We start from the raw sequence: 21,084 nt of genomic DNA on the forward strand, positions 1-21,084 counted from the left end.
ATTTAAAACTTTGCGCCCTTGCGCCTTTGCGGTAAAATGAAAAAAACGGAAACCCTGATACAAGAAGCCATAGCGTTGTTAAAATCGCTGATTGAAACACCTTCCTTTTCGAGTGAAGAAGAGCAAACATCGCTTTTAATCGAAAATTGGTTCAACCAAAACAACATCCCTTTCGAAAGAGAGAACAACAACATTTGGGCTTACAATAAATATTTTGACAAATCCAAACCGACACTTTTACTCAATTCGCACCACGATACGGTGAAACCCAACCAAGGTTACACAAAAAATCCATTTGAAGCGATTGTCGAAGACGGCAAATTATATGGTTTAGGAAGTAACGATGCCGGCGGTTGCCTGGTTTCCTTAATTGCCACATTTACTCATTTTTATGCCGTAGAAAATCTGCCTTACAATATTGTAGTAGTAGCTTCGGCAGAAGAAGAAAGTAGCGGAAAACTGGGATTGAACAGCGTTTTGAAACATTTGCCGGAATTGGAATGTGCCATCGTTGGCGAACCAACATTAATGCAATTGGCGGTAGCCGAAAAAGGATTATTGGTCTTGGATATTGTCGTGAAAGGTACCGCAAGTCACGCTGCACACAACAATCCAGACAATCCGATTTACAACGCGATGCCCGTGATTGAGTGGTTCAAAACCTATCAATTCGAAAAAATATCGGAGGTGTTAGGTCCCGTAAAAATGACCGTAACCCAAGTTACCGCAGGAAAACAACACAATGTCGTGCCGGCCGAATGCCATTTGGTTGTCGATATTCGGGTGAACGATTGCTACAACAATACCGAAATTTTGGAAACGGTAAGAGCCAACGTGAATGCCGAAGTTACACCGCGTTCGATGCACTTGAATGCTTCGTCCATTCCAGTTTCACACGGATTGGTACAAGCAGGAATCGCTTTGGGAAGAACGACTTACGGCTCGCCTACCCTTTCCGATCAATCGGTTTTGTATTGCAAATCATTGAAATTGGGGCCAGGAGAAAGCTTGCGTTCGCACTCAGCAGACGAATTTATATATTTACACGAAATAGAAGAAGGAATCCAATTGTATATCAAAATACTTGGTGATTTTCTTAAACAATAATTACAATAAATTTTAGTATTTCTAAATTTCAAATCCATTCGTTTTGAATCTAAAATCTAAAATCTAAAATCTAAAATCTAAAATTGACTATGAAACTTTGGGAAAAAGGAATACCAACCGATAAACAAATAGAACATTTCACCGTTGGAAACGACCGCGAATTAGACTTAGTTTTGGCCAAATACGATGCTTTGGGTTCTATCGCTCACGCCAAAATGTTGTGTCAAATCGGGCTTTTAACGGAAGAAGAAACCGATTTATTGGTTTTGGCTTTAGAAGACATCATTATCGATGCCGAAAAAGGCGAATTCGAAATTGAAGATAGTTTCGAAGACGTGCATTCCAAAATAGAATACCTTTTGACTATAAAATTAGGCGACGCTGGAAAGAAAATCCACACCGCTCGTTCTCGTAACGACCAAGTTTTGGTTGACGTGAATTTATATCTAAAAGATGTGGTAACCGAATTCAAATCGCAAGTAAAAACGCTGTTCGATTTGTTAATGGAATCGGCAGATAAATACCAAAACGTATTGTTGCCGGGTTATACGCATTTGCAAATTGCGATGCCATCTTCTTTCGGGATGTGGTTTTCCGCTTATGCCGAAACCTTGATTGACGATATCACGATGTTGAATGCCTCCTTGAAAGTGGTCGATCAAAATCCATTGGGTTCGGCTGCAGGGTATGGAAGCTCCTTCCCCATCAACAGAACTTTTACAACACAGGAATTGGGTTTTGAAACCTTGAAATTCAATTCGGTCGCCGCACAAATGAGCCGTGGAAAATCAGAGAAAACGGTGGCTTTTGCGATGAGTAGCGTTGCAGCAACCTTGGCCAAATTCTCGATGGACGTTTGTTTGTATATGAGCCAAAATTTTGATTTCATCACTTTGCCAGCCCATTTGACGACGGGTTCCAGCATTATGCCCCACAAGAAAAACCCGGATGTTTTTGAGTTGATTCGTGGAAAATGCAACAAGATTCAAGCTTTGCCTTATGAAATCACTTTAATTACAAATAATTTACCAAGCGGTTATCACCGAGATTTCCAATTGTTGAAAGAAGGTTTGTTTCCAGCCATTCAAAACTTGAAAGCTTGTTTGGATATTGCGATTTTCTCCATCAAAGACATCAAGGTAAAAGAAGGAATATTAAACGACAAAAAATACGATTACCTATTTACAGTTGATACTTTAAACGAAATGGTCGTGTCTGGAATGCCGTTTAGAGATGCCTACAAAGCCGTTGCAGAACAATTGGAAAACGGCACTTATCAATCGCCAAAAGAAACCAAACACACCCACGAAGGAAGCATCAACAACCTTTGTTTGGAGGAGATTAAAGAGAAAATGAAATTGGCTTTTTAAGGTTTTAAACCAAAAAACAAACCGCAGATTCGTAGATTTTAATATAATCTGTGAATTTGCGGTTTTTTACTTTTTTGAACAAAATCTTATTAACACTATCTAAATCCTGCGGATCTCATCATATTATTTTGTTGTTGCATCATCATTTGTTGCTGCATCATCATATTATTTTGCCACCAAAAATTGTAATAATTATTCCTGTAAATAGCCGCGTTTACTATCGAAAAATCGATTGGAATAACAATTTCTTGTTTTACTTCTTTTCCATCAACTTTCCCAGGATTCCAATAGCTTTCTGTTTTAAAACGACTCAAAAAATCTAAAGTTGCTTTATTACAAGCCTCATCTAACCCTTTAATAATTTTTAATTCAGAAACCAATCCTGATGGCTCAACAATACATTTAACTAATACAAAACCGTGAACATTCTTTTGCAAAGATTCAGAAGGAAATTTTAATTCCTCTTTAACCGCCTTTTGCAAACTATTAAATTTTCTAATTTCAGCATTATTTTCACAGAGCTGATATACTTTTTCTCCATTTTCATCTACAAAATAAGCCGTTTTAAGCTTTTTATTTTCGTACTCATAGGTGATTTTTTTTTCTGAAATAGGATCAGTATATTCCTCACTTCCAGTACATTTATTATCCAACAAATTTACATTAGAGTCGCCATATACTTCTCTATAAACTAATGACCCCTGCTCTAAAATTTGATAAACTCTATGAACTTTACCATTTTCAAAGTATTCAATTCCTGATTTTGGTTTGTTATTATCAAAGCTAATTTTTCTTCTAACTTCTCCATTAGGGAAATAAAATTTAAAATCACCCTGTTTATTATGTGGATAAAAAGAGGTGAAGTCACCATCATAAATTTTCAAGTTGTTATTGAAAAAATGCGTTAAATGAAAAACAGAATCCTGAATTGATTCTATTTTTGAATAATAAGCAACTTCATCCTTATTGTTCGTTTCATCAAAAGAAGAATTGTAATCAATTTTTTGCCCGTTTTTAAACAGTTTTCGGTATTTGTATATCTTTAGAATAGAAGGAATATCATCTGCTTTATATTTACCTTTCTCTATATATTCCTTAAGAGTAGCATCATTTTCAAAAACATCAAAAGCAACACTTTTAAACTTAGCACTACCTGATGGGAATGTCACAAAATCAGAAGACTCAGATTTTTTTACAATATAACTATTATACGTATTCCCATTTGGACCATTTGCTGTAAATTTATAAAACTTCATTCCTCCAATATTCTCAATATTGGCAGCAAACTCTCCTTTTTTTGAAGTTTTACCCCCGAAAAGACCAATTATTTCAACATTTTTTACAACAGAAAAAGTATCAATACCAATGACATAGCCATTTGTTTCATCAGCTTTTATTGATTTTTCAATATCCGCTTCATTCAATTTAAACTTCAAATCTCTATCACTTAGCGAGTATTTCAGTAAACCATTCACTTTTAAACCATTAACATCAAAATAAAAACCTTGAGCAAAATTCTCATTTGATTCATAGCTCACTTTAAGTGAAATTTTGGGGCTGTAATTAAAATCGTAATATCCGTTGATTATTTTTTTGTTGTAGTCAATAAAACTTCCTATTTGATAATTGGGAATTAAATTCTGTCCGAAAGAGTTAAAAGAAAGGGTAATAATTAAAATAGAAAAAAAACTTTTCATTGGTAAAAAAATATTAGAATAAAAACATTAAAAAAACTATAACTTCCCTTTCAATACCCCGGCATTAATTCCCTCGTGCGAAACATCATAAACCGATTTCCCTTCTTTAATCAACAACAATTGTGGCGATTGATGGTACACTCCAAAACGACTGGCAATTTCATTCGAAATATCTCTGTGTTCCAATAAATCAAGGAAATATGCATCAACTTTATCTTCTAAATCGAAGTCTTTTTCAAATTGTTTCAAGGCAAATCTGCTGATGCTGCAACGGGTACTGTGTTTGAAAATAACGGCTGGTTTCTGCTCTGAAAAGGCAACTATTTCATCCAACTGTCCCATATAAGTCAACGGAGTCCAATTAATTTTACTATTAGAATTATCTTGTTTTTCGGAACTGCCGAAAAGATTTGAAAACACACTCATTTTGTCGCTTTTTAAGTCATTTTGTCGCCTCTAACCCCCTTATTTACAGTCAAAATGTCGTAACTTTAGTGGTGGAATAAGATTTGACGATTATTTGCCGAAGTTAGTTAAATAACTACAAACAAAAAACTATAAACAACAAACAATCAAAAAAATGAACATCAATAAATTTACCATCAAATCACAAGAAGCCATTCAGCATTCGCAACAATTGGCTCAAAGTTTTGGACAACAACAAATAGAAAACGAACACATTTTCAAAGCCATTTTTGAAGTGGATGAAAATGTAGCACCTTTCATTTTGAAAAAACTAAACGTCAACGTTCCGTTGTTCCAACAAATTTTAGACAGTACCATCCAAAGCTTTCCAAAAGTTTCGGGTGGCGAAATTATGCTTTCCAGAACGACAAACACCACCTTGAACGAAGCCGAAATCATTGCCAAAAAGATGAACGATGAATTCGTTTCTATCGAGCATTTAATCTTGGCTATTTTCGATTCTAAAAGTAAAGTTTCTCAAATCCTGAAAGACCAAGGCGTAACTGGAAAAGGATTGAAAGCCGCCATCGAAGAATTGCGTAAAGGCGAAAGAGTGACTTCTGCATCGGCCGAAGAAACCTATAATTCTTTGAACAAATACGCCAAAAACCTGAACGATTTAGCCAAAAATGGCAAACTCGATCCCGTTATTGGGCGTGATGAAGAAATCCGTAGAGTATTACAAATCTTGACTCGAAGAACCAAAAACAACCCGATGTTGGTCGGAGAACCTGGAGTTGGTAAAACCGCCATTGCCGAAGGTTTGGCGCACCGAATTGTAGATGGCGACGTTCCCGAAAACCTGAAAGACAAAATTGTTTTCTCTTTGGATATGGGCGCTTTGATTGCTGGAGCTAAATACAAAGGAGAGTTCGAAGAACGTTTGAAATCGGTCGTGAAAGAAGTGACTGCTGCAGATGGCGATATTGTGCTTTTCATTGACGAAATCCATACGTTAGTTGGTGCTGGCGGTGGCGAAGGTGCAATGGATGCGGCGAATATTCTGAAACCTGCTTTGGCTCGTGGCGAACTGCGTGCCATTGGTGCAACGACTTTAGACGAATACCAAAAATATTTCGAAAAAGACAAAGCTTTAGAACGTCGTTTCCAAAAAGTAATGATTGAGGAACCCGATACCGAAAGTGCAGTGTCTATACTTCGAGGAATCAAGGAGAAATACGAAACGCATCATAAAGTGCAGATTAAAGACGAAGCTATTATTGCCGCTGTCGAATTATCGCAACGCTACATTAGCAACCGATTTTTGCCAGACAAAGCCATCGATTTGATGGACGAAGCGGCTTCGAAAATTCGTATGGAAATCAATTCCAAACCCGAAGAATTGGATGTTTTGGATCGAAAAATAATGCAATTGGAAATCGAAATTGAGGCTATTAAAAGAGAAAAAGACGAATCCAAACTCAAAATTTTAGGAATGGATTTGGCGAATCTTAAAGACGAGCGAAATGAAATCTTTACCAAATGGAAATCCGAGAAGGACGTGGTGGACAACATTCAAACCGTTAAAACCGAAATCGAGGACTTTAAATACGAAGCCGAACGTGCCGAACGTGATGGCGATTACGGAAAAGTAGCCGAAATTCGTTACGGAAAAATCAAGGAAGCCCAAGAACGCTTGGACGTTTTACATAAAGAATTAATCGAAAATCAAGCTGGTGGCAGTTCTTTGATTAAAGAAGAAGTGACCCGAGAAGATATTGCCGAAGTCGTAGCCAAATGGACTGGAATTCCCGTAACCAAAATGTTGCAAGGCGAAAGAGAAAAACTCTTGTATCTGGAAGACGAATTGCACCGCAGAGTTGTAGGTCAGGAAGAAGCCATCGAAGCCGTGAGCGATGCCGTGCGTCGTTCTCGTGCCGGTTTGCAGGATATGAAAAAACCGGTTGGGACTTTCCTTTTCTTGGGAACTACGGGGGTTGGAAAAACCGAATTGGCCAAAGCCTTGGCAGAATACTTGTTCGACGACGAAAACGCAATGACCCGAATTGATATGAGCGAATACCAAGAACGCCACAGCGTGAGCCGTTTGGTGGGTGCGCCTCCGGGATATGTGGGCTATGACGAAGGCGGTCAATTGACAGAAGCCGTGCGCCGTAAACCCTATTCTGTGATTTTGTTGGACGAAATCGAAAAAGCACATCCCGACACGTTTAACATCTTGTTGCAAGTCTTGGACGAAGGCCGTTTGACAGACAACAAAGGACGTTTGGCCGATTTCAAAAACACGATTATCATTATGACTTCCAATATGGGAAGCCAAATTATACAAGAGAAATTCGAGAATCTGAAAGGAAGTGTCGAAGCTGCTACCGAAGCCGCCAAAGTGGAAGTTTTGGGCTTGTTGAAACAAACCGTTCGCCCCGAATTCATCAACCGTATTGACGAAATCGTGATGTTTACGCCGTTGACCAATGCCAATATTGCGCAAATCGTAGGCTTGCAACTGAAATCGGTGACCCGAATGCTGGCCCAACAAGGCATCACAATGGACGCCACGCCAGAAGCCATCGCTTATTTATCAGACAAAGGTTTTGACCCACAATTTGGTGCCAGACCAGTTAAAAGAGTGATTCAAAGAGACGTGCTCAACAAATTATCGAAAGAAATCCTCGCCGGAAAAATCACCACCGACAGTATTATTTTACTGGATTCCTTTGACGGAGAATTGGTTTTCAGGAATCAGAGTGAGTTGGTGCATTAATCCATTTTCATAGAAAAACCCTTTCAGAGTTTTGAACTCTGAAAGGGTTTATAATTAACACCAGTCGAGAGATTGGTGTTTTTTTTTGGAGCATAAATAAAAAGACTCTGGTTATAAGTCTAAAATTTCTATCTTTTTAATTCCTTTAAACCTAAAATGTCTTTCTTTACCTTCTCTCTTAAAACATTTAGCTTTGATATATTTATTTTTTTTAGAATCTGAATCTATTTCATCATCTAAACGAAGGTCAAGAAACTCACACTTTGAAATTGTTCTTGTAGATGGAATTCCTTTTTTAGACTTGTATTTTATTCTGAAAATCTTATCACTTTTATTTGGCTCTTCAATTTCTTCTTTAAGAAACTGTTTTATTGTTTTTGCCGAACCTAAATTACCATAAAAGGGCGCATATTCATTTGAATAAAAAGTAATTGATTTAAACATTTCAATTTTAAAATCTGTTAGCTTTATCATTTCATTCTTATTAGTTAAGAAATCAAAATATTCTAGCTCATAATAACAATGATTAAAACTAATTTTTAATGGCTGCCCAATAGTATTCCCATTATTATAATCACTTAATCTAGGATTGTTAAATTTAAAATAAATCTTCAATTTTATAAAATTTTGAATTCCTTTAATTAATTCTATATCAGGCTCTTTTACAAAATCTAAAGATTCTGGAGTAAAAAAATCTTCTGAAAAAGTATTAGTCAAAGGATTAAACCACTTGCATTTGACTAAAATATTAGAAAATATCCTTTTCTTTTCTCCTGTTTTTTTATCAAAACTTGGATCTTTTGATTCATCAAGTTTTTTTGAACCAATTATAATCATTACAGGTGGCAAAAAACTCAAATAAGAAGTAATTTTATTACTATTTTTATTTGAATATGAATCGTAACTAAAACTTGATTTTTTCTTTCCTAATTCGATTTCCCAAGATTTAAGAATGACATTTTTATTAACCAATTCATTTATGTCACTTTCCTTTTTTAAGATAATAGAATTCTCTAAAGACGAATTTTGATCTTTTTCAAGAACATTTTCATCATCAATCTTTTTAATTTGATTTATCAAAAACCAATTACTTTCATATTTATGTGTCTTGTTTGAATAAAAAACACATTTTACCATACTCGAATTAGTTTCTTTAATACGAGTTTTTTCATCAAAATAAAATTTTGTTTTATAATCATTTAGTACTTCTATAACTACCATTAATGGCGGTGTCATAGTGGCATCAGCAGTAATAAGTATTTTACTATTTAAAGAATAATAAGGATGATTATTTAATGTAACTATTTCTCCTAGTGCAAAACTTTTCATAAACTATATTTTTTTAGTAAATATAACGAAAAATACTTACATTTGACTGCCTTGTGAGATAAGCTGATTTTTACATTTGGATAGGACTATAAATTTCTAGAGTATATTCTGCTTTACGAAATCACTAGATGGATTAATTCATTTAGGAAGTGGATTATAAATTTCTGTCGCCTTCAAAAGCAACAGTATGACTTCCGCAAAGATAATCAATTTCGGGATTATATCAACTATTGATACCATATCTTCTGTTAGATTATTATTACAAATCATACAATGACTCATTAATTGGGTACTAGTCTGGCTCGAAAGAGAAGTATGTAAAATATAAATCATTATTGCTAGAGCTTATTTTCACAAGGCATTTTTTATTATGAATTATAAAAATAAAGAGAACCAAATTCCAAATTGGATAAAAGCAAAAGGATATTTACATCTTACTCCTAATATCAACGTTATAAGTCGTTGGCGTGAAATCAAATTAAAAATTGAAAACCCGAAGTTCGTTGAAGAATATGCTTTTTATCCTCTTATTCATTCCATAATAAAAGAAAGAAAATACAAAAAAATTGATGCCAAAAAATTTGAAATAAGAAATGACAAAACTCGTGCTCATAAATTAAAAAGTTTAAAAACTGGAAAAACTGAAAGTGCTGCAAAAAACAGACCTCTTCATTACGCCTCGCATTTTGACGCTTTAATTTATGCTTATTACGCTTCTTTACTTCAAACAAAATATGAAGAGAAACTAGACTCTCACGTAGGTCTTTCAGAATGTGTTACAGCATATAGAAAGCTAAAAATAAATCCAAACTTACCCGATAATGCAAAAAGAAATGGAAAAAGTACAATTCATTTTGCGAAAGAAATTTTTGATACAATTTCTGTTCGTTCTCAAAATGAAAATGTTGCTGTTTTAGCATTTGATATTAAAAGTTTCTTTTCATCTCTCAATCATAAACGACTAAAACAAATTTGGGAAGAAATACTAAATATTAAAACATTACCTAAACACCATCTGAACGTATTTAAAGCAAGTACAGAATTTAGTTATATCTTATTAGATGATTTAAGAATCTATCAAAAAACAAAAGGTAAAAAAGCTGGATTTGACGAAAAAAAACTATCTCAAATAAGAAAAACAAAAGGTTTCAAATGTTTTTTTGAATCTAACCAAGATTTCAGAAATCATATAAAGTCTGGAAAGCTAAAAATCCATAAATTTCCATTTAGGAATAAAAAAACAAAAGAAATAATGGGCATTCCTCAAGGATTGCCTATTAGTGCAATTTTGGCCAATATGTATCTCTATCATTTCGATTTGAATATACTCGAAAACTTGGTAAAAAATAAAGGTTGTTACTATCGTAGATATTCGGATGATATTATTGTAGTCTGCAAAGTTGAACAAATTAATGAAGTAAAAGGATTTGTAGAATTACAAATGAAGGAAAACATAGTTGAAATCAGTAAAGATAAGACAGAAACTTTCATTTTCAAAAATATTGAATTTAATAAAAAGAAGGAAACAAGATTAACTTCTATAAAAATAAATATTGACGGAACTCAAACTTTAGATAGCCCTTTAACATATTTAGGTTTTGAATTCAGGGGATATAATACATTAATAAAATCTACTAATATTGCCAAGTTTTATAGAAGGATGAAAAGCATAATACGTAGAAGAGCTAGAAGAACTATTTTAGGAATTGAAAAAGACCCTTACCAACATAAAGCAATCTTTATCAATCAAATTAAAAAACTATTTCAAACCATCCCAAAGAAAAAAGATAGTGAAAATGAAAATATCCAATTAGTTCGTTCAAGAAAAATATTAGTACCAAATGTTAAAGGAGAATTTAATTTTAAAGATGCTAAAGGAAATGCAAAAAAACAAAGCAATTATTTTTCTTATCTAAAAAGAGCATCTAAAATTATGAATGAAAATAAAATCGAAAAGCAATTAAGAAAATCAAAACATATTTTATATAGTTCTATCAATAAATTTTTAAACAAATAAACTGAAATCTAAAGGCTAGCGCGAGCGTCCCGCTCGTGAACACTAACATAAGCAAACAATTATAAATTTGGAATAGGCACGAGCGAGACGCTCGCGCTAGCCAATAGCAAACAATCCAAAAATGTTTTAATTACCAATTAGTTTTCAAAACTGCGTTAACGATTGTGGGTAAAAAAAGCCGTCCCGTTGAAGGGACAGCTTGGCTTAAAAATTTATTTCAGAATCAGGAAATTTCAATCTGTTTGATTCTGTTGCGAAGCACTTCTTCTTTTTTTGGAATTTTGATGTACAGAATTCCATCTTCGTATTTGGCTTCTATTCGTTCCGTATCTACAATATCTTGAGGGAAGGTAAAACTTCGTTTGAGGGATTGGTATGAAAATTCTTTTCTAGAATACACGCCTTCCTCCGCTTCGGAAGTTTGATTGCTTTTTTCTGCACTAATGGTTAGGACATCATTTTCCAATTCTACTTTGAAATCTGTTTTTGACATTCCGGGAGCCACCATTTCAAGAGCATAGCCATCAGCATTCTCTTTGATGTTTACCGCTGGAACAGAGGTCGTAGCATCATAAAAATTTAAATTACCTTCTCTAAATGCATCGCGATTAAAAAAGTTGTCTAACAACATTGGCAATGCATTGTTTAGTGCCGAATTACGTTTTACAAGGTTCATAATTACAAAATTTTAAAGTTAATAAATAATTTATTTTTTTACTCTAACAACAAATTTTGTACCATCGGAAACAGTATTTCAATGCTGAAAAAATGTCATTATTTTTTAAGAAAATTTTAGAAAAAAAATGTCAAAATATCAGCAATAACAGCATAATAAACTGACAAATTTTCACTTAGTAAACCCATACATTTAAAAACACTGCGAAATGAACAGCATCAATCGAGTGAAATAAACCCAATAATCCCTTAACTTTGTGTACTGATAAAAACACTCAAAAAAAGTCATCCCTATGAATATTTTAGAATTAATAGAAAAAAGATATACCGCCAAGAAATACAACGCTAATAAAGAAATCCCACAAGAAAAAATAGAAGACCTAAAACAAATTTTGCGCCTCACTCCTTCTTCTATAAACATTCAGCCTTGGAAATTTACTTTTGTACAAAATCCAGAAATGAAGTCAAAACTAGCTTCGGTTTCGATGCACAATACCGAGAAAATCAATCAGGCGCAATTGTTAGTCGTTTTTAGCGTTGCTGATAATTTGGATGCTTTCGAGAATGAGGTAGTCAACGAATTTCCTCAATTCAGAAAAGAAATGTTCCATAAAATAAAAACCTATAATTCTGAAGCCGATTTGAAAATATGGTTGGCCAAGCAAGTCTATATTGCCTTGGGAGTGGGTTTGACCGCCAGTGCTGCAATGGGTCTGGATTCGACCGCAATGGAAGGAATAGAAACAGATAAATACAAAACAATTCTCAATATGAAGGATTACAAACCCTTATTTGCTATGGCTGTAGGTTATGGAGCGGAAGAAGATGCCAACCGACTTGAGGTAACTCCAAAATCAAGAAGAGTACTAGAGGATGTAGTTGAAACTATTTAAACCAATTCATTTTAACACTACTCTCAAAAAAAAATAAAAACATGAAAAAAATAATTTTGTTGTTTACCATTTTAATACTGTCGGTTAATGCTAGCTTTTCTCAAGAAAATAGCTTTAAAAAACCTGATTATGATCTGATTAAAAAAAATATAGAAGACAAATCCTCTAATTATTATTATCCCAAATTATTAGAAAGAATGATTTCTAATGATACGCTATTAGATAACGAAGATTATAGACACCTTTATTTAGGCTATGTTTTTAACCCAAAGTACAGTTCGTTTTTTAAATCTTCGACCGAAGAAAAGCTTAGAAAATATTATCAAAACGAAAAGATTAATGAAAAAGAGTATGATGAAATTATAAAATTGGGCGAACAATCCATTAAAGAATTTCCTTTTGATTTGCGACAAATGAATTATCTAGCCTACATTTATCACTTAAAAGGAGATGAAATTTCAGCAAAAAATATATCCAATAGATTTCATAAAATTATTTTAGCCATTATGTCAACTGGTGACGGTCAAAAGTGCGAAACTGGACTTCATGTCATTTCAGTTAGCCACGAATATGTGATCCTAAATCTATTTAAACTTCAAAACATTTCGCAAAGTCTAGTTGAAAATTGCGATTATATGGCTTTTGAAAAAGGAAAATACAAAGTAGATGGTATCTATTTTAGCATCGAAAAGATATTAGCAGATGAAGCGAAACTTTTTAAAGGAAAATAAAACCGTCAGCAGTTGCATTAGAATCGAATTGGCAAGAATTTTAAAAATTAAAAAGACGATTACTACTTAAAATGGCCGTTTTTTCAAACTGACTTTGTATGCTAAAAAAGAATAAACTAAATAGTATAAATTATGGAAATACGATTGTTAAGCGAAGAAAATGTATATCCTACAAATGAAGTTTTAGAAATTATATTGGGAGAAAGCTATGTTGTATTTAATGAATTCATAGAAATTATTACCAATAAAAACATTGGTTTAGGGGTAGAATGGAGATATTATAAAGACGGAAAATCTTGGTTGTGCAAAGTATCATTAAAAAAAAAGACTTTTTTTTGGTTATCTGTTTGGGATGGCTATTTTAAAATCGGGTTCTATTTTGCTGAAAAAAATAGTTCAGAAATTGAAAATTTAGATATAGCAAACACTATAAAAGAAGATTTTAAAGTCAGTAAAAAAATAGGTAAATTGATACCTTTAGCAATTTCCATGAACAGAAAAGAACAAATTACTGATGTTTTAAAAATAATTGAATACAAAAAGAATCTAAAATAATTTATTGAGTACAAAAAAATAAAACACAACAAAGCAAAGGATTCAGTTGACATTCAAAGGCAACAAAACTGATTTCAAATCCTAAATTATAGAGTTGTCCTAAATTATTAAGTGGTTTTCAAAAGAAATTTAAAACCACTTTTTTTTGCTCTCTTGGTGCTCAAAATCATTTTTTTTTGAAAATTATTTTGTTTTGAATTTTAATTAATCGTAATATTGCAATATAAAAATATAATAATGGGAGCTTCTAAAACCGATAGTTTTACAGAAAAACAAAACGAACTAGCCATTCTAGCCAAAGCCTTGGGACATCCAGCACGAATTGCCATTATAGAGTATTTATTGAAAGTAGATGCTTGTATTTGTGGCGATATTGTAAACGAATTGCCCTTGGCACAACCAACTATTTCGCAGCATTTAAAAGAACTCAAAAACGCAGGTTTAATCAAAGGAAACTTCGAAGGAACTTCTATTTGCTATTGTATTGACGAACTGGGATTCGAAAAAATAAAAGGCTTTTTCCAAGATATTACAAAGTATTTGGAGAAAAGAAAAAACAATTGTTGCTAATTATAAATTCAGATAAAATGAAACTATCAGAAGTAAAAAACATTTTGAAGTCCGTAGAAGCGGTAAACATCATTTTGACAGATGGAACAATGGTTCCAGAACATTTTCACGTAACTGAAGTAGGTTTAATTACCAAAAACTTCATTGATTGTGGTGGAACGGTTCGCAAAGAAAACGTGGTCAACTTTCAATTGTGGGATGCTAATGATTTTGAACACCGTTTGAAACCACAAAAATTATTGAACATCATCGAATTGTCCGAAAAGGTTTTGGGAATCGAAGATTTTGAAATTGAAGTGGAATATCAGGCACAAACTATCGGCAAATACGATTTGGATTTCGATGGAAAAAATTTCGTTTTATTAAACAAACAAACCGCTTGTTTGGCGCAAGACCAATGTGGCATTCCTACCGAAAAACAAAAAGTGAGATTGTCGGATATTAAAATCGAACAAAGTTGCTGCACTCCAGGCGGAAGCTGTTGTTAATTTTTAAATACTAAAACCAATATAAATGACCTCAACTAAAACCAACCTATTTCCAGAAATTGAAAATGTAATCAGCACTTTAAACTTCGAAAGTATTTCTGAGGAACGTAAAATTGTTTTACAACCACTTATCGATTTTATTCAAAGAAAATCAGACGAACAAAAAGAAATTCGCTTAAATCTGATATGTACGCACAATTCCCGACGAAGTCACTTATCACAAGTTTGGGCGCAAACTGCGGCAGCGCATTATGGAATTCAAAATGTGTTTTGCTATTCGGGTGGAACAGAAGCTACGGCTATGTTTCCAATGGCAGCCAAAACATTGGAAAAACAAGGCTTTCAAATCAAGACCATTTCCGAAGGAAACAACCCAGTTTATGCGATAAAATATTCGGAGAATGCGCATCCAATTATTGGTTTTTCGAAAACTTTTGATGATGATTTTAATCCTCAATCGGAATTTGCAGCGATTCTGACTTGTTCTTCAGCCGACCAAGGTTGTCCTTTTATTGCCGGTGCCGAAAAACGAATTCCTATTACTTTTGAAGACCCAAAAGCCTTTGACAACACCCCACAACAAGCCGAAAAATATGAGGAAAGAAGTGTGCAAATTGCCACCGAAATGTTCTATGTTTTCTCCCAAATTAAACAATAAATATGTCAGCAAATAATTGTGCACCAGTTGTGGAAAGAAAGAAATTAAGCTTTCTCGACAGTTACCTTACCCTTTGGATTTTCTTGGCAATGGCTTTGGGAGTTTTGATTGGATATTTCATTCCTTCGAGTGGTAATTTTATCAATTCATTTTCAAGCGGAACAACTAATATTCCGCTAGCAATAGGTTTGATATTGATGATGTATCCGCCCTTGGCAAAAGTGAAATACGAACAAATGGGAGAAGTTTTCAAAAACACCAAAGTTCTTGGAGCTTCCTTATTCCTAAACTGGATTGTTGGTCCCATTTTGATGTTTTTTTTAGCATTATTATTACTAAATGGTTATCCCGAATATATGATTGGGGTAATTCTAATTGGTTTAGCGCGCTGTATTGCGATGGTGGTGGTTTGGAATGATTTAGCCGATGGAAATCGCGAATATGCTGCAGGTTTAATCGCTTTGAACAGTATTTTTCAAGTGTTGTTGTATAGCGTTTATGCTTATGTTTTCATCACGGTTTTGCCTCCTTATTTTGGTTATACTGGTTTTGAAGTCAACATCAGTATTGGACAAATTGCCGAAAGTGTGGGCATTTATTTGGGAATTCCTTTTGCATTAGGAATCATCAGTCGGTATGCACTAATTGCTCTTAAAGGATTGGAATGGTTTGAGACTAAATACGTTCCTTTTATTTCTCCAATTACATTGATTTCATTACTGTTTACAATTGTTTTAATGTTCAGTTTGAAAGGCGAATTGATTGTTCAAATTCCGTTAGATGTGTTGCGAATTGCCGTTCCTTTGGTGATTTATTTCACGATAATGTTTGTTATTAGTTTCTTCATCGGGAAATATTTTGGTGCTGATTATTCGAAATCTACCGCCATTGCTTTTACCGCAACAGGAAACAATTTCGAATTGGCAATTGCTGTTTCTATTGGAGTTTTTGGTATTAATTCAGGTCAGGCTTTTGCTGGAGTAATTGGGCCTTTGGTAGAAGTGCCAGCTTTGATAGCTTTGGTGAACGTAGCCTTTTGGTTTAGAAAAAAGTATTTTTATAAAGCAATATAATTTTGAAAATTATATAGAAAAAAGGCTCTTTTAAAACATTCGATTTTAAAAGAGCCTTTTCATTAAAACACAGGTGTTATACTTTTTTCTCCCCGTGCAAATGTCTTATAATTTCAGCGATAAGTCCAGTCCATCCTGTTTGATGATTGGCTCCCAAGCCTTTTCCTGTATCCCCATCAAAATATTCAAAAAACAAGTTGTTTTTATTGAATTCTGGATCTTTTTGGAATTTCTCGTATTCGCCATACATTGGAATATTTTTTTTAGAATCTGGGATAAAGAGCGCCAATAATCTTTGAGCAACTCCTTCGGCAGCTTCTTTTAGAGTCGTTTCATTTCCTGATCCTGTAGGATAACTCACTTTGAAATCATCGCCATAATAGCTGTGGAATTTTTCTAATGAGTCTAAAATTAAGTAATTCATTGGAAACCAAATGGGACCTCTCCAATTGGAATTTCCACCAAACATATCGCCTGTGGCTTCTGCTGGGGTGTAATCTACTTGGATAATTCCACCATCATGTTTGAATTTATAAGGATTCTCTTTGTGGTATTTGGACAAAGAACGAACACCAAAATCAGATAAAAATTCTTCTTCATCAAACATACGTTTTAAAATCATTTTCATTCGATGTCCTCTTAGAGTCGATAATAATCGTGTTTCGCCTTCACCCGGGGTGTACCAACTTGATACTAAACTAGCCAAGTCTGGGCGGTTTTTTAAAACCCATTCCACACGACGTTTGAATAAAGGCAATTTATCGAGCAATTCGGGTGTTAATACTTCGACAGCAAAAAGTGGAATTAAACCCACCATAGAACGAATTTTTAACAACTCGGCATCACCGTTACTCTTATGGAGCATATCGTAATAAAACTGATCTTCTTCGTCCCAAAGACTTAGATGATTGTCTCCCAATTCTTGCATCGCTCCAGAAATATGCAGAAAATGTTCAAAGAATTTGGAAGCCATATCCTGATAAACAGGGTTTTTTAATGATATTTCGCAAGCAATACGCAACATATTCAAGCAATACATTGCCATCCAACCTGTTCCATCGGCTTGTTCTAAATGACCTCCTGTAGGCAAGTCGGCTGAACGATCAAAAACTCCAATATTATCCATTCCGAGGAATCCACCTCCAAAAATGTTATTTCCATTTTCGTCTTTCAAATTCACCCACCAAGTAAAATTGAGTAGCAATTTGTGAAAAATACGTTCCAAAAATACCGTATCGCCAACTCCCCCATTGGTTTCTTTGTCAATTTCATACACTTTCCAAGTTGCCCACGCATGAACAGGCGGATTCACATCAGAAAACGACCATTCATAAGCTGGAATTTGCCCGTTAGGATGCATATAATATTCCCGCAGAATAACTGATAATTGTCTTTTGGCAAAATCAGGATCCAATCTTGCCAAAGGCAAAGTATGAAATGCCAAATCCCAAGCAGCAAACCAAGGATACTCCCATTTGTCGGGCATCGATAGAATATTGGATGTATAGAGATGTTTCCAAGTACTATTTCTTCCTTCGTTTCGTCCATTTTCTGGTTTTGGTTTAGATGGATCTCCTTTTAGCCATTCAAAAACATTGTAATAATACCATTGTTTGGTCCAAAGCATTCCAGCATAAGCCTGACGCTGAATCGATTTTAATTTTTCGTCTTTCACTCCTTTTTGAATAGGAGCATAAAATTCGTCAGCTTCGTCAATTCTTTTTTGAAAAATTGCATCAAAATCTTCAAAAACATCAATAGGATTGCCATTTGTGAAACGAAGTCGGTATTCTTTTTTTCCATTTCCTGGAATGATATCATCATAAAGTACAGATGCTTTGGTTCCGACAGCTTCTGGATTTACTCTATCGCTTTTTTTATTAATTATATAATCATTTATACCATCTTTAGTATAAGCTGATTGGGCTGGCGATCCATATAATTTCTCGTAATTGGTTTTATTATCACAAAATAATAGGTCTTTAGCCTCTTCGGCAAACAAGTTAAAACTACCAACTGTGTGGTGATATACTTCAATTAATGATTTTCCAATTCCTTTTAAAAGAGGTTTGTGTTTGTAATTTTCGTATCCCCAACTCCAAGTATTTCTAAACCAAATGGTAGGCAAAACCGTGATTGGAGCTGCTTCTTTTGACCTATTTTCTACTGTTACTTTTATTAAAATATCCTGTTCATCGGCTTTGGCATATTCGATAGTAATATCAAAATATTCATTATTGTCAAAAATTCCAGTATCAATTAATTCATATTCGGTTTCTAGACGAGACCTTTTTTTGCTTTCTTCGATTAATTTTTGGTACGGAAAAGGTTTCTGCGGATACTTATAAAGCATCTTTTGATAGGAATGCGTTGGCGTGGAATCTTGATAATAATAAATTTCTTTTACATCCTCTCCATGATTGGATTCAGCTGGCGTCAATCCAAAAAAGCGTTCTTTTAGAATACGGTCTTTGTGATTCCAAAATGAAAAGGCAAAACAAATGTGTTGCTTATTATCTGAAATACCTCCAATACCTTCTTCACCCCAACGATAAGCTTTAGAACGTGCCATATCGTGAGTGGTACTTCCCCAGGCATAACCACTTTGAGAATAATCTTCTCTAACAGTTCCCCATTGACGATCGGTTAAATAAGGTCCCCATTTTTTCCAACCTTTATTATCGGTTCTTAGTTTTAAACGTTCTTTTTCTGCGTTGGTTTCAACCCCTCTTTCTGACATACTCATTCTGTTTTGATTCTGAATCGCAATTTATATAAAACGAGTCTAAAAACACCTATAGAATTGGTAAAAATCAATTGATTTAATTACTGAAAAACTATTTATAAATTGTTTTATTATTGTATTTGTAGAATTGCTAGAAAGTCAAAGTTTTGCTCTATTCTTTTTTCAAAAAGTAGTATTTCTTGAGGCCCTAAACCTTTTTTTATGGTAATTTTGCAGGAGCAGTTTAGAATATTTAACTTATAACAACAAAATTATGGGATTTTTTTCGGCCTTAATAGGCAATGCAGGAGCAGTAAGTCAGGAAAGTTTAGTAAAAGATTATGGCAAATTATTAATCGAAAGTGAAGAAATTGAATTGGGTTTCAAACTCATTCGCGATGTGTTTATTTTTACCAATAAACGTTTGATTTTGGTAGAAAAACAGGGGTTAACTGCTAGCAAAATTGAATACAAATCCATTACTTACAAGAGTATCTCAAGATTTAGCGTTGAAACAGCAGGTACTTTTGATTTGGAAGCCGAACTAAAAATTTGGGTTTCGAGCGAAACTCATCCAAGTATTGTAAAACAATTTAACAAATCGGTCAATGTATATGACGTTCATATGGTTTTGGCTACGCATGTTTTAAATTCATAAAAAACACTTGCTTTCCAATCATTTTAAGTCATTTGGAGCGGGATTTTGAACAAAAAAGTATCGAGAAGCCTTTAAGAATTTGGCTTTTCGATACTTTTTCATTTCTTTGATTATGGAATTAATTTCAACGTAATGACATCGTGAGAAGCAATATCGGCAGTTAAATTCTTTTTGGTTGTTCCTGCGTCTTTGTTTTTCCAAAGGTCTTTGATTTTGAAAATAGTTTTATTGAAATCGGCTTCAAAACCAAAATCGGCATCCTTGATTGGGTTTTTCTTCCAATCGAAATTGACTTTTTTAGGCAATTCTGTTCTATTCAAAAACGTGATTGCCCAAGCTCCATCGGACAAGGGTTTTACCCATACTTCTACTCCATCTTCAACCGTTAATTTGAAGCCTTGAATTCCTAGTTTGTCTTGGTTTACGGCAATCAGATTTTCATTGGTTAAAATAGCCAATGTTTCAGGACTCATTTTTCTAAAATCATTTCCTGCAATAAGTGGCGAAGCAAGCATACACCACATACTAAAATGGGTTTTATCCTCGGTATTGGTCATTCCGTCACCCACTTCCATCATATCAAAATCGTTCCAATGATCTGGACCCGAATATTTACGGATGTCTTTGCGCATTTCGGCAATTTTCATAAATCCCCAAGACGACCAATTGCCTTCTTCGTGGTGAAATTCGCAATCAAAACAAGGATAAATATCGCCCGAAATTCTCCAAAGATTCCCCATTGGTTTTGCCCATTCCCAAGGTTGATTATCACCCCATTCGCACAAGCTAAAAACAATAGGTCGCCCAGCAGTTTTCAGTGCATTACTCATTGTTTTATAAGCTTCTGGAGCTGTGATTCCTGCCGTATTACACCAATCATATTTGAGATAATCAATATCTAAGCTGGCATAAAAACGAGCGTCTTGGTATTCAAATCCACGAGTTCCAGGATAGCCCGCACAAGTTTGAGTACCGGCACAATTGTACAAGCCAAATTTCAATCCTTTGGAATGTACATATTCAACTAAAGCTTTCATTCCGTTGGGAAATTTTATGGGATCTGGAACTAAATTTCCGTTGGCATCACGCTCTTTTGTCATCCAACCATCATCTAAAACAATATAATTGTATCCTGCAGCAGCCATTCCTGAAGCCACCATAATATCGGCGGTTTCTTTAACTAATTTTTCGTCGATGTTGGTTTCAAAAGTGTTCCAAGAGTTCCAACCCATTGGTGGTGTCATTGCCAAACCGTCAAATTTTCCAGCGGCTTGAGTTACTTTATTTCCTTGGCTAAAGCCCGAAAATGCTACAAACAAAAGAATAAAAGGCAGTGTTATTTTTTTCATTT

General features: G+C 34.2%; 18 protein-coding genes. 12 read left to right on the forward strand and 6 right to left on the reverse strand.

Translation table 11 applies throughout. From position 1 onward, the window contains the following. Positions 1 to 36 precede the first annotated feature (36 nt). Entirely contained in the window at positions 37 to 1,107 is a 1,071-nt protein-coding gene (locus tag C3L50_RS04045) for a M20 family metallo-hydrolase (RefSeq protein WP_103804864.1), read from the forward strand. An 89-nt stretch (positions 1,108 to 1,196) separates the two neighbouring features. Next, a complete protein-coding gene (argH, locus tag C3L50_RS04050; RefSeq protein WP_103804865.1) occupies positions 1,197 to 2,477 on the forward strand; it encodes an argininosuccinate lyase in 1,281 nt (426 codons plus the stop codon). A 95-nt stretch (positions 2,478 to 2,572) separates the two neighbouring features. Here argH and C3L50_RS04055 read toward each other — a convergent pair whose 3' ends face one another. Together C3L50_RS04055 and ytxJ are read right to left on the reverse strand one after the other, a co-directional pair. Beyond that, positions 2,573 to 3,901: an energy transducer TonB gene (locus C3L50_RS04055; protein WP_165783966.1), complete on the reverse strand. Its 1,329-nt coding sequence runs from the start codon at positions 3,899 to 3,901 to the stop codon at positions 2,573 to 2,575. 309 nt (positions 3,902 to 4,210) lie between these two features. Then, on the reverse strand, positions 4,211 to 4,600 hold the full coding sequence (gene ytxJ / locus C3L50_RS04060; protein WP_103804867.1) for a bacillithiol system redox-active protein YtxJ: 390 nt from the start codon (positions 4,598 to 4,600) through the stop codon (positions 4,211 to 4,213). A 154-nt stretch (positions 4,601 to 4,754) separates the two neighbouring features. Here ytxJ and clpB point away from each other — a divergent pair, with 154 nt between their 5' ends. Continuing rightward, a complete protein-coding gene (gene clpB / locus C3L50_RS04065) occupies positions 4,755 to 7,361 on the forward strand; it encodes an ATP-dependent chaperone ClpB (protein WP_103804868.1) in 2,607 nt (868 codons plus the stop codon). 111 nt (positions 7,362 to 7,472) lie between these two features. Here clpB and C3L50_RS04070 read toward each other — a convergent pair whose 3' ends face one another. Next, positions 7,473 to 8,690: a hypothetical protein gene (locus C3L50_RS04070; protein ID WP_103804869.1), complete on the reverse strand. Its 1,218-nt coding sequence runs from the start codon at positions 8,688 to 8,690 to the stop codon at positions 7,473 to 7,475. Between the two features lie 370 nt (positions 8,691 to 9,060). On the opposite strand from C3L50_RS04070, the gene C3L50_RS04075 reads away from it, so the two are divergent. Next, a complete protein-coding gene (locus tag C3L50_RS04075) occupies positions 9,061 to 10,707 on the forward strand; it encodes a reverse transcriptase domain-containing protein (RefSeq protein WP_103804870.1) in 1,647 nt (548 codons plus the stop codon). 223 nt (positions 10,708 to 10,930) lie between these two features. On the opposite strand, the gene C3L50_RS04080 is transcribed toward C3L50_RS04075, so the two are convergent. Beyond that, positions 10,931 to 11,383, reverse strand: a complete 453-nt coding sequence (locus tag C3L50_RS04080) for an Hsp20/alpha crystallin family protein (protein WP_103804871.1) — start codon at positions 11,381 to 11,383, stop codon at positions 10,931 to 10,933. 292 nt (positions 11,384 to 11,675) lie between these two features. Between C3L50_RS04080 and C3L50_RS04085 the strand changes: the two genes are divergently transcribed. From C3L50_RS04085 to arsB, 7 genes are all read left to right on the forward strand, one after another. Further along, the gene (locus tag C3L50_RS04085; RefSeq protein WP_103804872.1) at positions 11,676 to 12,275 is read left to right on the forward strand and encodes an NAD(P)H-dependent oxidoreductase; all 600 of its coding nucleotides are present in this window, start codon (positions 11,676 to 11,678) and stop codon (positions 12,273 to 12,275) included. Between the two features lie 41 nt (positions 12,276 to 12,316). Continuing rightward, entirely contained in the window at positions 12,317 to 13,006 is a 690-nt protein-coding gene (locus C3L50_RS04090) for a DUF4919 domain-containing protein (RefSeq protein WP_103804873.1), read from the forward strand. 144 nt (positions 13,007 to 13,150) lie between these two features. After that, the gene (locus tag C3L50_RS04095) at positions 13,151 to 13,561 is read left to right on the forward strand and encodes a DUF3788 family protein (protein ID WP_165783967.1); all 411 of its coding nucleotides are present in this window, start codon (positions 13,151 to 13,153) and stop codon (positions 13,559 to 13,561) included. Positions 13,562 to 13,798: 237 nt separating this feature from the next. Beyond that, positions 13,799 to 14,131 (forward strand): ArsR/SmtB family transcription factor, encoded by a 333-nt coding sequence (locus C3L50_RS04100; RefSeq protein WP_103804875.1) that lies wholly within the window; start codon positions 13,799 to 13,801, stop codon positions 14,129 to 14,131. Positions 14,132 to 14,148: 17 nt separating this feature from the next. Then, on the forward strand, positions 14,149 to 14,619 hold the full coding sequence (locus C3L50_RS04105) for a DUF6428 family protein (protein WP_103805119.1): 471 nt from the start codon (positions 14,149 to 14,151) through the stop codon (positions 14,617 to 14,619). Positions 14,620 to 14,644: 25 nt separating this feature from the next. Beyond that, on the forward strand, positions 14,645 to 15,277 hold the full coding sequence (locus tag C3L50_RS04110; protein WP_103804876.1) for an arsenate-mycothiol transferase ArsC: 633 nt from the start codon (positions 14,645 to 14,647) through the stop codon (positions 15,275 to 15,277). Between the two features lie 2 nt (positions 15,278 to 15,279). After that, entirely contained in the window at positions 15,280 to 16,350 is a 1,071-nt protein-coding gene (gene arsB / locus C3L50_RS04115) for an ACR3 family arsenite efflux transporter (RefSeq protein ID WP_103804877.1), read from the forward strand. A gap of 76 nt (positions 16,351 to 16,426) precedes the next feature. Here the strand turns inward: arsB and C3L50_RS04120 are convergent, their stop codons facing one another. Continuing rightward, positions 16,427 to 19,090 carry an MGH1-like glycoside hydrolase domain-containing protein gene (locus tag C3L50_RS04120; protein WP_207764302.1) on the reverse strand — a complete coding sequence of 888 codons (2,664 nt, stop codon included), beginning with the start codon at positions 19,088 to 19,090 and terminating at the stop codon, positions 16,427 to 16,429. A gap of 259 nt (positions 19,091 to 19,349) precedes the next feature. On the opposite strand from C3L50_RS04120, the gene C3L50_RS04125 reads away from it, so the two are divergent. Beyond that, positions 19,350 to 19,733, forward strand: coding sequence for a PH domain-containing protein (locus C3L50_RS04125; RefSeq protein WP_103804879.1), 384 nt, complete (start codon positions 19,350 to 19,352; stop codon positions 19,731 to 19,733). A 110-nt stretch (positions 19,734 to 19,843) separates the two neighbouring features. On the opposite strand, the gene C3L50_RS04130 is transcribed toward C3L50_RS04125, so the two are convergent. Next, complete coding sequence (locus tag C3L50_RS04130) at positions 19,844 to 21,082, reverse strand: glycoside hydrolase family 27 protein (protein WP_103804880.1); 1,239 nt, start codon at positions 21,080 to 21,082, stop codon at positions 19,844 to 19,846. Between the last annotated feature and the right edge of the window lie 2 nt (positions 21,083 to 21,084).

It is taken from the genome of Flavobacterium alvei, assembly GCF_002920895.1.
Taxonomy (GTDB): Bacteria; Bacteroidota; Bacteroidia; order Flavobacteriales; family Flavobacteriaceae; genus Flavobacterium; species Flavobacterium alvei.

Excerpts from the sequence above, each read along its gene's own strand:
- C3L50_RS04045 (WP_103804864.1), top strand. The coding sequence starts at position 37 with ATGAAAAAAACGGAAACCCTGATACAAGAAGCCATAGCGTTGTTAAAA.
- argH (WP_103804865.1), top strand. The coding sequence starts at position 1,197 with ATGAAACTTTGGGAAAAAGGAATACCAACCGATAAACAAATAGAACAT.
- ytxJ (WP_103804867.1), bottom strand. The coding sequence starts at position 4,600 with ATGAGTGTGTTTTCAAATCTTTTCGGCAGTTCCGAAAAACAAGATAAT.
- clpB (WP_103804868.1), top strand. The coding sequence starts at position 4,755 with ATGAACATCAATAAATTTACCATCAAATCACAAGAAGCCATTCAGCAT.
- C3L50_RS04070 (WP_103804869.1), bottom strand. The coding sequence starts at position 8,690 with ATGAAAAGTTTTGCACTAGGAGAAATAGTTACATTAAATAATCATCCT.
- C3L50_RS04075 (WP_103804870.1), top strand. The coding sequence starts at position 9,061 with ATGAATTATAAAAATAAAGAGAACCAAATTCCAAATTGGATAAAAGCA.
- C3L50_RS04080 (WP_103804871.1), bottom strand. The coding sequence starts at position 11,383 with ATGAACCTTGTAAAACGTAATTCGGCACTAAACAATGCATTGCCAATG.
- C3L50_RS04085 (WP_103804872.1), top strand. The coding sequence starts at position 11,676 with ATGAATATTTTAGAATTAATAGAAAAAAGATATACCGCCAAGAAATAC.
- C3L50_RS04090 (WP_103804873.1), top strand. The coding sequence starts at position 12,317 with ATGAAAAAAATAATTTTGTTGTTTACCATTTTAATACTGTCGGTTAAT.
- C3L50_RS04100 (WP_103804875.1), top strand. The coding sequence starts at position 13,799 with ATGGGAGCTTCTAAAACCGATAGTTTTACAGAAAAACAAAACGAACTA.
- C3L50_RS04105 (WP_103805119.1), top strand. The coding sequence starts at position 14,149 with ATGAAACTATCAGAAGTAAAAAACATTTTGAAGTCCGTAGAAGCGGTA.
- C3L50_RS04110 (WP_103804876.1), top strand. The coding sequence starts at position 14,645 with ATGACCTCAACTAAAACCAACCTATTTCCAGAAATTGAAAATGTAATC.
- arsB (WP_103804877.1), top strand. The coding sequence starts at position 15,280 with ATGTCAGCAAATAATTGTGCACCAGTTGTGGAAAGAAAGAAATTAAGC.
- C3L50_RS04120 (WP_207764302.1), bottom strand. The coding sequence starts at position 19,090 with ATGTCAGAAAGAGGGGTTGAAACCAACGCAGAAAAAGAACGTTTAAAA.
- C3L50_RS04125 (WP_103804879.1), top strand. The coding sequence starts at position 19,350 with ATGGGATTTTTTTCGGCCTTAATAGGCAATGCAGGAGCAGTAAGTCAG.
- C3L50_RS04130 (WP_103804880.1), bottom strand. The coding sequence starts at position 21,082 with ATGAAAAAAATAACACTGCCTTTTATTCTTTTGTTTGTAGCATTTTCG.